Consider the following 13126-nt stretch of genomic DNA (forward strand, 5'->3'; position numbering starts at 1 on the left):
GCGCTGTCGGGTCTCTGCGTGACTCTGCGTCAGGCGTCCAGCAGAGCCAGCGTATCGAGGGCGATTTGGCGCTCCTCGTTGGTGGGAACCACCATGATGCGCGGGCTGCCCTCGGCCTGGATTTCGCCAGCGACACCGCGGGTGCAGCGGGCATTGGCTTCGGCATCGAGCTTGAAGCCGAACAGCTTGAGATGCTCCAGGGTCCGCTCGCGCACGGCAGAGGAGTTCTCGCCGATACCACCGGTGAATACCAGGCCGTCGAGCTGTGGCAGGGCACAGGACATGGCGGATAGCGACTTGGCCAGGCGGTAGCAGAACACTTCAAAGGCCAGTACGGCACCCGGATGGCCCGCCTGCCGAGCTTCAGCCAGGGTGCGCATGTCGTTGGAAAGGCCGGAAAGGCCCTTCAGGCCGCTTTCCTTGTTCAGCATGTTGTCGATCTTGGGCAAATCCCAGCCCAGGGTCTTGTTCAGGAAATTGTGCAGGCTCGGGTCGACATCGCCACTGCGGGTACCCATCACCAGACCTTCGAGCGGGGTCAGCCCCATGCTGGTGTCGCGGCTTTCGCCGTTGACCACTGCACAGGTGGAGCAGCCGTTGCCCAAATGAGCAACCAGCCAGCTGCTGCTTTCAGGCGCAACGCCGGCCAGCTCGGCAGCGCGGTTGCTGACGTAGCGGTGGCTGGTGCCGTGGAAACCGTAGCGACGCACACCGTGCTCCTTATAGAGCACTTCCGGTAATGCGTAGCGGTACGCGTGCTCGGGCATGGTCTGGTGAAAGGCGGTATCGAACACGCCCACCTGCGGCAGCTCCGGAAACAGGTTGATCGCAGCATGGATGCCGCTGAGGTTCGCCGGGTTGTGCAGTGGTGCCAGCTGAATGTTGGCCTCGATGCCGGCCAGGGTTTCGTCATTGAGCAGCGAGGATGCGAAGAACTTTTCGCCACCATGCACTACACGGTGACCGATGCCATCCAGATGGCCGCCCGCGGCTTCTTCCACTCGGGGGAGTATCTGGGCGAGAGCAGCTTGATGATCGGCGTCGGGAACCTTGACGCTTTCCTTGCCTGCGGCGCTTTCGAAGTGGATGACGGCCTCAGGGCTGCCAATGCACTCGGCCAGGCCTTGCAGCGGGAAAGTCGATTGCGCTTCGTTGACCAGAGCGAACTTGATCGACGAGCTGCCACAGTTAATCACCAGGATGTTACGAGCCGACATCGGTGCTCCTTGGTTCTCTAATGTTATTGAAATGGGTGCCAAAGATACTTTTCGCCGATTCTTGCACATCGGCCGTCAAAACGATGCCATCCAAAGGTTGTAGTCACATATTCGATGGCACTACATCGTGGCCCACGGCGACCGGCGGCATGGGTCCGTTTATCCAAGGCCGGTTCGCATTCGGCGCGGTGGATGGTTAAACTTCGATATCCATTCTCTAAAGCAAAGGTTCGACTCCATGCTGATTGCCGCTAACAAGGCTGTCTCCATCGACTACACACTCACCAACGACGCCGGTGAGGTGATCGACAGCTCGGCCGGCGGCGCGCCGCTGGTCTACCTGCACGGTGCAGGCAACATCATCCCTGGTCTGGAAAAAGCGCTTGAGGGCAAGCAGGGCGGTGACCAGCTTCAGGTTTCCATCGAGCCTCAGGACGCCTACGGCGAGTACAGTGCCGAGCTGGTTGCCACGCTGAACCGTGCGATGTTCGAAGGCGTCGACGAGCTGGAAGTGGGCATGCAGTTCCACGCTTCCGGTCCTGATGGCGGCATGCAGATCGTCACCATTCGCGACGTGGAAGGCGACGACGTGATCGTCGACGGCAACCACCCGCTGGCCGGTCAGCGTCTGAACTTCGACGTCAAGGTCGTCAGCGTGCGTGAAGCCAGCGAAGAGGAAGTCGCTCACGGCCACGTGCACGGCGAAGGTGGTCATCACCACTGATATCGATCGCCAGGCAGGCGTTCGCCCGCACGGTGGCTGGAAGGCTACCGTGTTGAAAGCAAGAAGAGCGCTCCGGTCGTTTGCCGGGGCGTTTTTTCGTTAGGAGAGATTTCATGAGCGCATTCCATCAATTGGTTTTGCCAGGTCTGGGCGGCGAGGAATTGCCGCTGGCGCAGTTCGGCGATCAGATCACGCTGGTGGTCAATGTCGCTTCGCAATGCGGTCTGACCCCGCAGTACGCTGGGCTTGAGCGCCTTCAGCAGCAGTACGGCTCCCGCGGCTTCAGCGTGCTCGCCGTGCCGTGCAATCAGTTCGCTGCGCAGGAGCCGGGCAGCGACGATGAGATCCGCTCGTTCTGTATCCTCAACTATGGCGTCAGCTTTCCTCTGAGTGGCAAGCTCGAGGTCAACGGTCCTCAGCGTCACCCGTTGTATCGGCTGCTTGCGGGCGAAGGTGCTGATTTTCCAGGGGACATCACCTGGAACTTCGAGAAATTTCTAGTCGGCAAGGATGGCCGTGTGCTGGCTCGTTTTTCACCGCGCACCGCACCTGACGACGCCGCCCTCATTCAGGCGATCGAAAGCGCCTTGGCCTGATCCGCACTACCGCGACCGCAGATGCGGTCGCATCTCTTGCTCCTTCGCGTAAACCTTCTGCCCATCGTCGCCATGGTTGCCAATGGATAAGCGAGATGGATGATGCTGTGCCGGTGAGACGACCGGTCATATCCTCCTGGCATGACCAATCCTGCACGCCACGACAAGCGCGATCTGATCCTGTCCAAAGGCGCCCTGGTAATGACCCGCCGCGGCTACCACGGCACCGGCGTTCAGGAGATCGTTCAGGCGGCCGGTATCCCCAAAGGCTCCTTCTACCACTACTTCGCCAGCAAAGAAGATTTTGCCCTGCAGGCGCTGGACTACATCTACGCGCCTCGGCTGGAGCGCTATCAGGCTGCGCTGAGCAACTGCGCAATCGGACCGCGGCAACGTGTGCTCGACTATTACGCCTATCTCGTTGCGCACTTCGCCCGGAAAGAAAAGCCCGAATACCACTGCTTCATCGGCAGTTTGAGTTTCGAGATGGCCGAGCTGTGCCCAGCCATCGCGGGCCGGCTCAGCGAGATACTGGCGCAATCCGTCGAGTTGCTCGCTGCTTGCCTGGAGCAAGCGCGCAGCGCTGGTGAGATCGCCTCCTGCTGCGATTGCCCGACGCTGGCGCAATTCATAAGCGATGCCTGGGAGGGTGCCCTGCTGCGCATGAAAGTGCGTGGCAGCATCGCCCCGCTGCAGGTGTTTTTCCAGCAGCTCGAACGCCTGTTGGCGCCGGCTGCAATAATTTCACCGGGGCGTAAGCGCCCGGTTGCCTTGACCAATGCCACAGGAGTCGATCGATGACCGCCAGCGTACAAGCCTTGTTCCAGCCCTTCGAGCTGGGTGCCCTCCGTTTACCAACCCGTGTGGTGATGGCGCCGATGACGCGTTCGTTCTCGCCCAACGGTGTGCCGACCGCAGATGTAGTTGAGTACTACCGCCGTCGTGCGGCCTCCGGGGTCGGCCTGGTCATCACTGAGGGCACCACTGTCGGCCACGCAGCAGCGAACGGCTATCCTCACGTGCCGCGCTTTTACGGCGAAGATGCACTGGCTGGCTGGAAGGCTGTGGTTGACGCCGTGCATGCCGCCGGCGGCAAGATCGTTCCGCAGCTCTGGCATGTCGGCAACGTACGCCGCAAGGGCACCGAGCCGGAGCCGGACGTACTCGGCTACGGCCCGATGGAGAAGCAGAAGGACGGGCAAGTCGTTGTGCACGGCATGACCAAGCAGGACATCGCCGATGTGGTTCAGGCCTTCGCCAAGGCCGCACGCGATGCCCAGGCGATCGGCATGGATGGCGTGGAGATTCATGGTGCCCACGGTTACTTGATTGATCAGTTCTTCTGGGCAGGTAGCAACCAGCGCACCGACGAGTACGGCGGTAGCCTCGCCAACCGCTCGCGCTTCGCCATCGAACTGATTCAGGCCGTGCGTGCGGCGGTGGGCACTGATTTCCCGATCATCTTCCGTTTCTCGCAGTGGAAGCAGCAGGACTACACCGCGCGACTGGTGCAGTCACCCGAGGAGCTTGGTGAGTTCCTGGCGCCGTTGTCGCAAGCCGGTGTGGACATCTTCCACTGCTCGACGCGCCGTTTCTGGGAACCTGAGTTCGAGGGCTCCGATCTCAACCTGGCCGGCTGGACCCGTCAGCTGACCAGCAAGCCGACCATTACGGTGGGTAGCGTTGGCCTGGACGGTGAATTCCTGCAGTTCATGGTCAAGACCGACAAGGTGGCGCAACCAGCCAACATCGAAGGACTGTTGGAGCGTTTGAACAAGCAGGAGTTCGACCTTGTGGCCGTAGGGCGCGCGCTGATCTGCGACCCGGATTGGGCGGTGAAGGTACGTGAAGGGCGGATGGAGGAAATTCTGCCATTCAGTCGTGAGGCGTTGAAGACGCTGGCGTGAATGAGTAACGGCAGCCAGAGGTGATCTGGCTGCCGGTTCGTGGCCCTTGGTCATCAACGACATCCAAGCTTGCCAGACTGCCGACAAACGATTCGTCGGGTCAGGCGTATGCCGCCTAGCGTTTACGCCTGCCGATCCAACTGCCGGTTCGGCCCGCCCTCGCGCACCCAGAACAACGTAGCTCCCGCCACCGCTGCCGGCATGATCAGCAGGTTCAGCACCGGTACCAGCAGCGCCGCATAGGTCACCGCACCGAAGCTGAGGCTTTGCCAGCGGCGCTGGCGTAGCCAGCCCATCATGTCTGACCAGCTCAGCTTGTTGTTGTCGGCCGGATAGTCGATGTACTGCACCGCCATCATCCACACGCCGAACAGTAGCCATAACGGCGCGGCCGCAAGGTTCAGCACGGGAATGAAAGACAACACCAGCAGCGCCAGCGCACGCGGCGCGAAATAGGCCAGCTTACGTAGCTCGCGCCCGATGGTGCGTGGCAGCATGGCCAACAGTTCGGCCCAGCTGAAGGGCGGCGCGGCATCTTCGCCGCGCACCACCACCTCGACCTTTTCTGCCAGAAACCCGTTGAACGGCGCTGCGATGATGTTGGCCAGCATGGTGAAGCTGAAGAACACCATCAGTACCACCAGCGCAACGAACAACGGCCAGAGGATGTATTCGAGAAACGCCAGCCAGGTCGGCAGGTTGGGCATGAAGGTGTCGACCCAGCCGCTGAACTGATCGATGGCCAGCCAGATCAGCCCGAAGAACAGCAGCGTGTTCACCGTCAACGGCAGGATCACGAACAGACGCAGCCCCGGGCTGAGCACCAGGCGTAGGCCTTCGCGCAGATATTGCGGGCCGGAGAGGGCGGATACTGGCATTGGCGTCTCCTGTAGAGCGTTGAATCGTCGAAGGGGATAGCGGAGAGGGATAGTCTGTGACTATGGGCAGCATGCAGAACCTGAATTATCCGCAGCTCCGACAGGTGGGTAAGGTGACGTCCAACGGTTTCGGGTCATCCGCTCCTTTCAGCCTTCCCCAAGTGCTTGGGATGACCCTTTTTATTCCTCATGAGCCGGGAAATACCCGGCTCGCTGCTGCAGAGTTATTGCTTGCGTTTGATTGGCTGTGTATCGAAGCGCACGCCAGGCAGGCCCGTTTCCATAAGTGCGCGGATGTTGCGGTGGTCGCTGCCGTTCGGGTTGGCCAATACCGCTTGGTAGTGCTCGCCGAAAGCGAGCAGCGCTTCTTCGGTGGTGAACCCTTCTAGCAGCGCGAGGCCCAGTGTCTTGCAGGAACCTTCGTTCTCGCCGGCAGCGTTCTCCAGCGTGCCGTTGACGAATCGGCTCGGCTGATAGTCGTAAGCGCCCTCGATGAAGGCGAGGGTTTCGCTGAACGCGTGGTTGTGATTGCGCAGGCTTGCGCGAAAGTCCTTCAGGTCGTTCATTCTTTCTGTGCCTTGTCGAAAGCGGCCTGTTGCTCGGCGGTCGCTTCCTTTTGATAGCGTTTTTTCCATTCGCTGTATGGCATGCCGTACACCTCTTCGCGGGCCTCGTCGATGCTGACTTCGATCTCCAGATCATCCGCAGCGGCCTTGTACCACTTCGACAGGCAGTTGCGGCAGAAACCGGCGAGGTTCATCAGGTCGATGTTCTGGGCATCGGGGCGGGTGCGCAGGTGCTGGACCAGGCGACGGAAAGCAGCGGCTTCCAGTTCGGTGCGTTCTTGATCGTTCATCTCTTGGGTCTCGGCATTGGCTGAGGTCGGCCGGATCATAACCTTGCGTCGTTGAGCCGGCCAGCCTTGCGCAGGGTCAATCTCGATGAGCTGCCAGCGTGATCGATACCGACTCCGCAAAGCGCAGCGCATGGGGTTTGTCGACTTCTACCTCGGCGTAACGCACCTGCGGATAGCGCATGACCAGATCGAGAATTTCCTGGGTCAGGCGCTCAAGCAGGGCGAAGCGATTGTCTTCGACATGCTGGATTATCGCCTTAGTAATGGTGCGGTAGTTCAATGCCTGTTCGATGTCGTTCTCCCGTACGGCTTCTGCGGCCGGGTAGAGCATCGTCAGGTTGATCAACACGTCCTGGCGATTGAGGATTTCCTCCTCCTTGATGCCGATGTAGGTGCGCAACCGCAGGTCCTTGACGCGGATGCGTGCCATAGCGGGTTCCAGTCTGGGCATGGGGACTCCTTGCAGTTTTCAGATCAGGTGGCGGCCGCCGTTCACGGTCAGTGTGGTGCCGGTTACGTAGGGGTTGTCGAGCAGATAGCGCAGGCTCTGGTAGATGACTTCGGCGCCGGGTTCGATGCCCAATGCGGATTTGGCCAACGCCTTGCGGCGGTATTCCAGGGCGTCGTCCGGGTTGAACTGGATCAGCGCCGGAGCGATGCCGTTGACTTTGATCTCCGGGGCAAGGCTGGCGGCAAAGGACAGCGTCAGGTTGTCCAGTCCCGCTTTGCTTGCCGCGTAGGCGATGTGCTTCTTGCTGCCCTTGCGGGTGACGTCATCACCGATGTGCACGATATCCGCCGGGCCGCCGTGACGCAGCAGCTCCGCGCAGTGCAGGTTGATCAGATAGGGCGCGAGCATGTGCACATGGAACAGCTGTCGGAACGCCTCGGCTTCCTCGCCGGGGGCGTCTGGACGCCATTCGGAAGCGTTGTGAACGATTGCCCGCAGGCTGTCGGCTTGCTGTTTGAGGGCGTTAATAAAGCCGGTAATACCGGCTTCGTCGCTGAAGTCCGCCTGCAACGCCTGTGCTCCCAGGGCGCGAAGCCGACTGACGCTGTCACGCTCGCGGCGATAGGTGACGATGACCGGGAAGCCGTCTTCCAGCAGTCGTTCGGCACAATGCAGTCCGATTCGCTGGCTGGCTCCGGTGATAAGAATCGGGGCCTGATGCATGAAAATCCACTGGCGGAAATAGGCGAAACCGCCGTGTTTTTAGGCGGCCACTACAGGCGTGGCAGCTTACACCAGATCGGCCGGCAGCTCAGGTTGCAAATCGGGGTGCAGTCGCTGGTGCTGGCGATAGAGAAAGGAGCGGATACGCTCGGCGTCCTTTTCCTGGGTGAATTCGACTTCGTAGGCTGCCCTTCCGCCGGGCAGCTCGCGGACGCGATGGGCATCTATTTCCAGCGGACTGTCATCGGGCAGCGCCAGGCGCAGGTGGAAATGTTTAGGAGGCTTGCGGTGCTCGCCGGCATCGACCAGCAGGCCGTGCGGAGACAGCTCGTGCACGCTGAGCGAGCTTTCGCCGCCGTCGTTTTCCAGCAGAGTAAGCGGTTCGTCCAAGTGCAGGCGCCAGGCGCGCGTTGTCGGACCGCGTTCGTAGATCACCGGCGGTGCCAGCTGCAGGTCAAGGCTGTGCAGTTCGTCTTCCCTGAGCTGCAGCGGGAAGGACATGCGGAAATCCTCGAATTCTGCCTGCAGCGACAGGTTGGCACGGGCGGCCAGTTGCATCAGCAGCTCGTTGGATTGCGCGCCACCGTCGATCCGAAAGCCTGTGGTGCGCTCCGCACTGGTACCACCATTGCGTTGCATCAGCTTGCGAATAAACGTCAGTTCGTCTTTGCTAAGAATCGTCTCTTCCGCCATGCGGATACCCTCGGAGGGACAGTGCCCTCCACATATGGCGTCGCGGATCGGGCCGCGTGTTTACGCCTGCTGCCACTACGGCCGCGGGTGGGGGAATCGCCCGTGTGACCGTTGGTTTTGTTTTTCGTTCCTTTTTCGGTTTTTTTGGACGTGCGGCTGGGTCTGAATAGGCTTGGAGCCCTGCTGTGGTGATTGCGGCATAATGCGCAGCTTTGATTGCCTCGGAGCGCATATGAAGGTTGCCATTCTTTCCGGGAGCGTCTACGGCACCGCCGAAGATGTGGCCCGTCACGCCGAACGCCAGTTGAAAGCCGCCGGTTTCGATACGTGGCACGACCCCCGCGCCCAGCTGCCGCGGATTCTTGACTTCGCCCCCGAAGCGTTGCTGATCGTGACTTCGACCACCGGCATGGGCGAGCTGCCGGATAGCTTCATTCCGCTGTACTCGACCATCCGGGATCAGTTTCCCGCCTGGAGCGGCCTGCCCGGCGGTGTCATTGCCCTTGGCGATGCCAGTTACGGTGACACCTTTTGTGGCGGTGGCGAGCTGATTCGCGAACTCTACGCCGAGCTGGGCGTACGGGAAGTGATGGAGATGCTGCGCCTCGACGCCAGCGAGACGGTTACCCCGGAAACCGACGCCGAACCGTGGCTGGAAGCTTTCGCTACTGCCTTGCGCGCCTAACTGTGGCTCGCCGGGTCAGCGGCCTGGCTGCGAGGGTAACTGCCGGCCTGGAACAGGCTGGCTAGAATCCAGGGCATCGCAATGACAATAACAAGAGGTGCCCTCGATGACTGCGCTGCACGCTTTGCCTTCCCTGGAAACTCAAGTGAGCGCCGCCGAATGGCAGGCTCGGGTCGACCTCGCTGCCTGCTACCGGCTGGTTGCGCTGCATGGCTGGGATGATCTGATCTTCACGCACATCTCGGCCAAGATTCCCGATGCCGATCACTTTCTGATCAATCCGTACGGGTTGATGTTTCACGAGATCACCGCGTCCAGCCTGGTCAAGGTCGACCTAGCCGGCAACAAGGTGTTGGACGGTCCGTACGAGATCAACCCTGCCGGTTACACCATCCATAGCGCTGTGCATGAGGTGCGGCATGACGTTGCCTGCGTCATGCACACCCACACTGCGGCCGGGGTGGCCGTTTCGGCCCAGCGTCAGGGTGTGCTGCCGATCAGCCAGCAGTCGCTGTTCGTGCTGGCCAGTCTTTCGACTCATGGGTATGAAGGTGTCGCACTGAACCACGACGAAAAAGCGCGCCTGCAGGCCGATCTCGGCGACACCGCTTTCATGCTGTTGCACAACCACGGCCTACTGACATGCGGAGGCAGCATTGCCGATACTTTTCTGATGATGTTCATCTTCCAGCGCGCCTGCGAAATCCAGATCATGGCGCAGGCCGGTGGCAGCGAACTCATCGCCATCCCCGAGCAGATCCTGGCAGGTGCCAAGGCCATGGCTGCGGGCGTAACCCGCACTCGCTCGGGTATGGGCGGCGCGTTGGCCTGGCCAGGACTGCTGCGCAAGTTGGATGCGCAAAACCCAGGCTACGCCCAGTAACGCAGTGCGCTCACGCTACATGGCTGTCTTGGCAAATTCCTGCAGCTGCGGATAGAAGCTACGGAAGTCCTGAAGTAGCGGATCGTACAGCTGTTCCAGTTCCTCCAGGCCGCCGGCCAGGCCATCCGGCCGGCTCAGGCGACGACTCATGTTCGCTAGCACCGTGCCCAGCACGTCGAATTCGCGGTAGCTGCCCAGCCAGTCGTGCGCTGCCATGTGTGGTGCGATCACGGCGAGCTTGCCCGGCAGCGCGGGCTCGTCATTCAGCGCCCGGTAGGCGCGCTGGGTAAACTGGTCCAGAGATTCGCCAGAGTAGTCTGACCAGTTCGCCGCCAGGCAGTGATCGAAGAACAGGTCGATCAAGATACCGGCGTAGCGGCGTCGCTCACTGGGAAAGCGCGCTTTGGCTTCCAGTACCAGCGGATGGCTATCGGTGAAGGCATCGATCTGCCGGTGCAAGCGAATGCCGGCTTCGATCTGTGCCGGCCAGCGACCCTGCAGCGGACCTTTGACGAAATCCCCATAAAGGCTGCCGAGCATGTCAGCCGGGCTTGGGCCGCCGAGATGAAGGTGTGCGAGATAGTTCATGGGCGAAGCTTAGCGCAGCGTCGATACAAGGTCGCTATGCGGCCTCCTTCGTTACCTCCTGCACCGGTGCGAACAGTGCGTGCTCGATTGCCTGCTGTGCTCGCTCGGCAAGGTCTTTTCGGCTGAGTGAAGTGGCGGGGAACGGTGGCAGCAGGTGGATTACTACTTCTGCCACGTCACCGGCCAGTAGCCTACGCAGGTGCGCGGGCAGTTCGTCGTTGCCGATGAAGGGGGCCACGGTATCGGGTTTGCCGTTGCGCAGATAACGAATGGCGACGGGTTGAATGGCGCAGCCCGCTTCTATTGCACAGGCGAACAGCCTTGGGTGGAAGGTTCGTACGCTGCTGCCGTCAGTCGAAGTGCCTTCCGGGAATATGAGCAGAGGGTGGCCTTGATCGAGGTGGCGGGTCAGCTGCTGGTTGATCCGCGCTGCGTCGCCGGCACCGCGGCGGATGAACAGTGTGCCAGCCTGGCGTGCCAGCCAGCCAAGCACGGGCCAGCCAGCGACTTCGGATTTGGCGAGAAACGAAAGCGGCTGCAGCATCCCCAGCAACGGGATGTCGCACCAGGACACATGGTTGGCGACCCACAGCATTGGCTGCCCTGGCGGCTTGCCAATGATGCGCACGCGATAGGGTAGCGTGGCTGCGAGGCGAACCATGAACCAGCAGCTCAGCTGTTGCCTGCGTCGCAGGGATATACGTGCTGTACAGCGCTCGCCGAGGCTAAGCGCTGCTGCCAACAGTAGCCCCAACAGGACCACTGCGCCTACCCGCAGCAGGCGCCAGTACAGGCGCAACCGCGGCATCTATACAGCTGCCTTGAAGTGACGGGCGTAGCGGGGGCAAAGCTCCTCGCGCTTTAACAGGATGAATATGTCGGCGACCTGGAAATCCGGGTCCCAGCAAGGTTCGCCGCAGATCTTCGCACCGAGCCGCATATAGGCCTTGAGCAATGGCGGCAGCTGGGCGGTGACGTTGTCGGGCAGTTCCAGCTCGGGGAGCGGCGTTCGCGGTTCCGCGTGTAGCAGCTCGGTGCTCAGGTGGCTGTCGCGCAGCCGTTGCATGATGGCGCGGGCCTGGATGCCGCCGTCGCGCATGGGGATGCTGGCGCAACCCATCAGGTAGCGGTAGCCGCCCTGATTAAGCACCTCGGCAAGTTCGCTCCACAACACGGCGATTGTCGCGCCATTACGATAGGCCGGCGCAACGCAGGTGCGCCCGATTTCCAGTACCGGCTCGCTGATGTCCGCCAAGCCGTGCAGGGCGAACTCTCCTTCGCTGTAGAAGCGTCCAAGCTGCCTTGCGGTGAGATGGTCCAGCAGGCGCGTGGTGGCGACTAGCTCACCGGTCAGGAGATCGCGCACACCGATATGTCGGCAATGAATGTCGAAATCATCCATGTCCAAGCCGAGTTCGGCGCCATGCAGCTGGGCATCGAATTCACTGCTGAACACCCGATAACGCAAGGCTTGGGCCTCGCGCAGGGCCGGTTCGCCTTCCAGGCGTTCGGCTCGAAGTTGACGCGTGCTGCGTGGATCGACGATGGCATTCATGCTCTGTCTCCTTGTCCGCCGGTATGTGGCGGGTTGGCGATGCAACGCGAGCGTCTGGTTGTTATCGTTGGGCTCGACTGGTTTGGCCTGCTCAGGCTAGGAGCGGCGCATGTCGGCACTGTGACGATCGGATGATGGTTGAATGACGGCGCGATCGTGGCGCCTGTACTGGCGACGGCCTTGGGAGATGAACATGCCGTGGGAACAATTGATCGGCCCGCTGCAGCCGGTTGCCGCAACCTCGGGGCTACGCGGCTGGTACCGGTCCGTGCGTGACGGTGCCGGCCGTGCTGACTCCTTCAGCCAAGCGGTATATGGCGGTCGACTGGCGACCACTCCAGGGTTGGCTTTCCTCTCTGGCTACCAGGCGGCACTGCGTGCGCTCTGGCCCGATGCCCCGGCTGGGCTTGGCGCGCTGTGCACGACGGAACGGCGCAAATTACGACCTGCGGACATGACGATGCGATGGCATGCCGGCTATCTGAGTGGCAGCAAGGATTTCGTGACAGCGGGCGATGCTGTGCAGTGGTTACTGGTCTCGGCCCGGGAGGAGGGCGTAGGTGAGTCGCCCCGGCTGGGTCTGTTCGTCACTGACCCGGACAGCGCGGGCGCGCTGCTGGTAACCGGCCCGGATCTACCGCTCGTGCCTGATATTGCCCATGGGCGTTTGTGTCTTGAGCGGACCATTGGGGAACGATTGCCTGGCGATGGTTGGAGCGATTACGTCAGGCCATTTCGTACCCATGAAGATCTTCATGTGCTGGCGGCGCTGACGGCCTGGCTTTACGGCGTAGCGCTACTGGAGCGGTGGCCGCGCAGCCTGGTACTGCGCTTGGCTGGGGTTCTTGCGGGGGCAGCCGAGGTCGCACGACAACCGGCCGACGCACCTGCCGCGCATCTGCTCCTGGCCGCATTGCTCGAACAATTCGCTTCGCTGCAGCCCGAGGTGGACAGCGTGATGAACGAGTCGCAGGGCGTCTGGGGCGCGCTGTGGCAACGCGATCGGGCAGTCCTCGGCCTTGCTCGTAAGGCCCAGGCACGCCGCCTGGAACAGGCGACCGCCGCGCTAGGGCTTGGATCACCCGAATCGCTTGGGTATTAGACGCACGCTTGGCTACGGTCTGGGAACTCTGCCTGGCCGAGTCTGGCCTATAGGGATCATGTTTACGCCGAACGGCAGCTGCTGGCAGAGCACTGCGAGTTCGCCTAATGGCCGTGCCTTGCCTTGCTGAAAGGTCTGGTTAAGCTAGCGTGCGGTCAATTGCACCGCGTGTGGCCGTTTCAGTTCTCCGTTTCGCTTTGGGATGCTCATCGGAAAAAGGGATTTCATGTCATTTTGCTTTTTGTGTTGTTTGCTGCGTTGTCGGGCA

Annotated in this window: 17 protein-coding genes; 7 read left to right on the forward strand and 10 right to left on the reverse strand. The window is 61.4% G+C overall.

What is annotated here, in order from left to right; all coding sequences use genetic code 11:
• Nucleotides 1-29: 29 nt before the first annotated feature.
• A complete protein-coding gene (locus CXK91_RS05375; protein ID WP_103455258.1) occupies nt 30-1217 on the reverse strand; it encodes an acetate kinase in 1188 nt (395 codons plus the stop codon).
• A gap of 238 nt (nt 1218-1455) precedes the next feature.
• On the opposite strand from CXK91_RS05375, the gene CXK91_RS05380 reads away from it, so the two are divergent.
• The 4 genes from CXK91_RS05380 to CXK91_RS05395 all read left to right on the forward strand — a co-directional run bounded on the left by CXK91_RS05380 (nt 1456) and on the right by CXK91_RS05395 (nt 4444).
• A complete protein-coding gene (locus tag CXK91_RS05380) occupies nt 1456-1941 on the forward strand; it encodes an FKBP-type peptidyl-prolyl cis-trans isomerase (RefSeq protein WP_003285872.1) in 486 nt (161 codons plus the stop codon).
• Between the two features lie 113 nt (nt 1942-2054).
• Entirely contained in the window at nt 2055-2537 is a 483-nt protein-coding gene (locus tag CXK91_RS05385; protein ID WP_103455259.1) for a glutathione peroxidase, read from the forward strand.
• Nucleotides 2538-2678: 141 nt separating this feature from the next.
• Entirely contained in the window at nt 2679-3338 is a 660-nt protein-coding gene (locus CXK91_RS05390) for a TetR/AcrR family transcriptional regulator (protein ID WP_103455260.1), read from the forward strand.
• Nucleotides 3335-4444 (forward strand): NADH:flavin oxidoreductase, encoded by a 1110-nt coding sequence (locus CXK91_RS05395; RefSeq protein ID WP_103455261.1) that lies wholly within the window; start codon nt 3335-3337, stop codon nt 4442-4444. Before CXK91_RS05390 ends, CXK91_RS05395 begins: the two co-directional genes overlap by 4 nt.
• A gap of 122 nt (nt 4445-4566) precedes the next feature.
• Here CXK91_RS05395 and cysZ read toward each other — a convergent pair whose 3' ends face one another.
• From cysZ to CXK91_RS05425, 6 genes are all read right to left on the reverse strand, one after another.
• Nucleotides 4567-5322, reverse strand: coding sequence for a sulfate transporter CysZ (gene cysZ, locus CXK91_RS05400; RefSeq protein ID WP_103455262.1), 756 nt, complete (start codon nt 5320-5322; stop codon nt 4567-4569).
• A gap of 224 nt (nt 5323-5546) precedes the next feature.
• Nucleotides 5547-5888, reverse strand: coding sequence for a HopJ type III effector protein (locus CXK91_RS05405; RefSeq protein WP_103455263.1), 342 nt, complete (start codon nt 5886-5888; stop codon nt 5547-5549).
• Complete coding sequence (locus CXK91_RS05410; RefSeq protein ID WP_103455529.1) at nt 5885-6178, reverse strand: DUF1244 domain-containing protein; 294 nt, start codon at nt 6176-6178, stop codon at nt 5885-5887. Before CXK91_RS05410 ends, CXK91_RS05405 begins: the two co-directional genes overlap by 4 nt.
• A gap of 76 nt (nt 6179-6254) precedes the next feature.
• Nucleotides 6255-6629: a dihydroneopterin triphosphate 2'-epimerase gene (gene folX / locus CXK91_RS05415; RefSeq protein ID WP_003285881.1), complete on the reverse strand. Its 375-nt coding sequence runs from the start codon at nt 6627-6629 to the stop codon at nt 6255-6257.
• Nucleotides 6630-6647: 18 nt separating this feature from the next.
• Nucleotides 6648-7352, reverse strand: coding sequence for a dihydromonapterin reductase (gene folM / locus CXK91_RS05420; RefSeq protein WP_103455264.1), 705 nt, complete (start codon nt 7350-7352; stop codon nt 6648-6650).
• Nucleotides 7353-7418: 66 nt separating this feature from the next.
• The gene (locus tag CXK91_RS05425) at nt 7419-8045 is read right to left on the reverse strand and encodes a PilZ domain-containing protein (RefSeq protein WP_103455265.1); all 627 of its coding nucleotides are present in this window, start codon (nt 8043-8045) and stop codon (nt 7419-7421) included.
• 232 nt (nt 8046-8277) lie between these two features.
• On the opposite strand from CXK91_RS05425, the gene CXK91_RS05430 reads away from it, so the two are divergent.
• Together CXK91_RS05430 and CXK91_RS05435 are read left to right on the forward strand one after the other, a co-directional pair.
• Entirely contained in the window at nt 8278-8730 is a 453-nt protein-coding gene (locus CXK91_RS05430) for a flavodoxin (protein ID WP_103455266.1), read from the forward strand.
• 106 nt (nt 8731-8836) lie between these two features.
• The gene (locus tag CXK91_RS05435) at nt 8837-9613 is read left to right on the forward strand and encodes a class II aldolase/adducin family protein (RefSeq protein ID WP_103455267.1); all 777 of its coding nucleotides are present in this window, start codon (nt 8837-8839) and stop codon (nt 9611-9613) included.
• 15 nt (nt 9614-9628) lie between these two features.
• On the opposite strand, the gene CXK91_RS05440 is transcribed toward CXK91_RS05435, so the two are convergent.
• The 3 genes from CXK91_RS05440 to olsB are packed head-to-tail and all read right to left on the reverse strand — an operon-like array spanning nt 9629 to nt 11756.
• The gene (locus CXK91_RS05440; RefSeq protein ID WP_103455268.1) at nt 9629-10201 is read right to left on the reverse strand and encodes an ACP phosphodiesterase; all 573 of its coding nucleotides are present in this window, start codon (nt 10199-10201) and stop codon (nt 9629-9631) included.
• A gap of 34 nt (nt 10202-10235) precedes the next feature.
• A complete protein-coding gene (locus CXK91_RS05445) occupies nt 10236-11009 on the reverse strand; it encodes a lysophospholipid acyltransferase family protein (protein ID WP_103455269.1) in 774 nt (257 codons plus the stop codon).
• The gene (gene olsB / locus CXK91_RS05450; protein WP_103455270.1) at nt 11010-11756 is read right to left on the reverse strand and encodes an L-ornithine N(alpha)-acyltransferase; all 747 of its coding nucleotides are present in this window, start codon (nt 11754-11756) and stop codon (nt 11010-11012) included.
• Between the two features lie 187 nt (nt 11757-11943).
• On the opposite strand from olsB, the gene CXK91_RS05455 reads away from it, so the two are divergent.
• Nucleotides 11944-12858 (forward strand): acyl-CoA dehydrogenase, encoded by a 915-nt coding sequence (locus CXK91_RS05455; protein WP_103455271.1) that lies wholly within the window; start codon nt 11944-11946, stop codon nt 12856-12858.
• Nucleotides 12859-13126: the final 268 nt, after the last annotated feature.

Origin of the sequence: Stutzerimonas stutzeri (assembly GCF_002909485.1) — a bacterium.
Classification (GTDB): Bacteria; Pseudomonadota; Gammaproteobacteria; order Pseudomonadales; family Pseudomonadaceae; genus Stutzerimonas; species Stutzerimonas stutzeri_AH.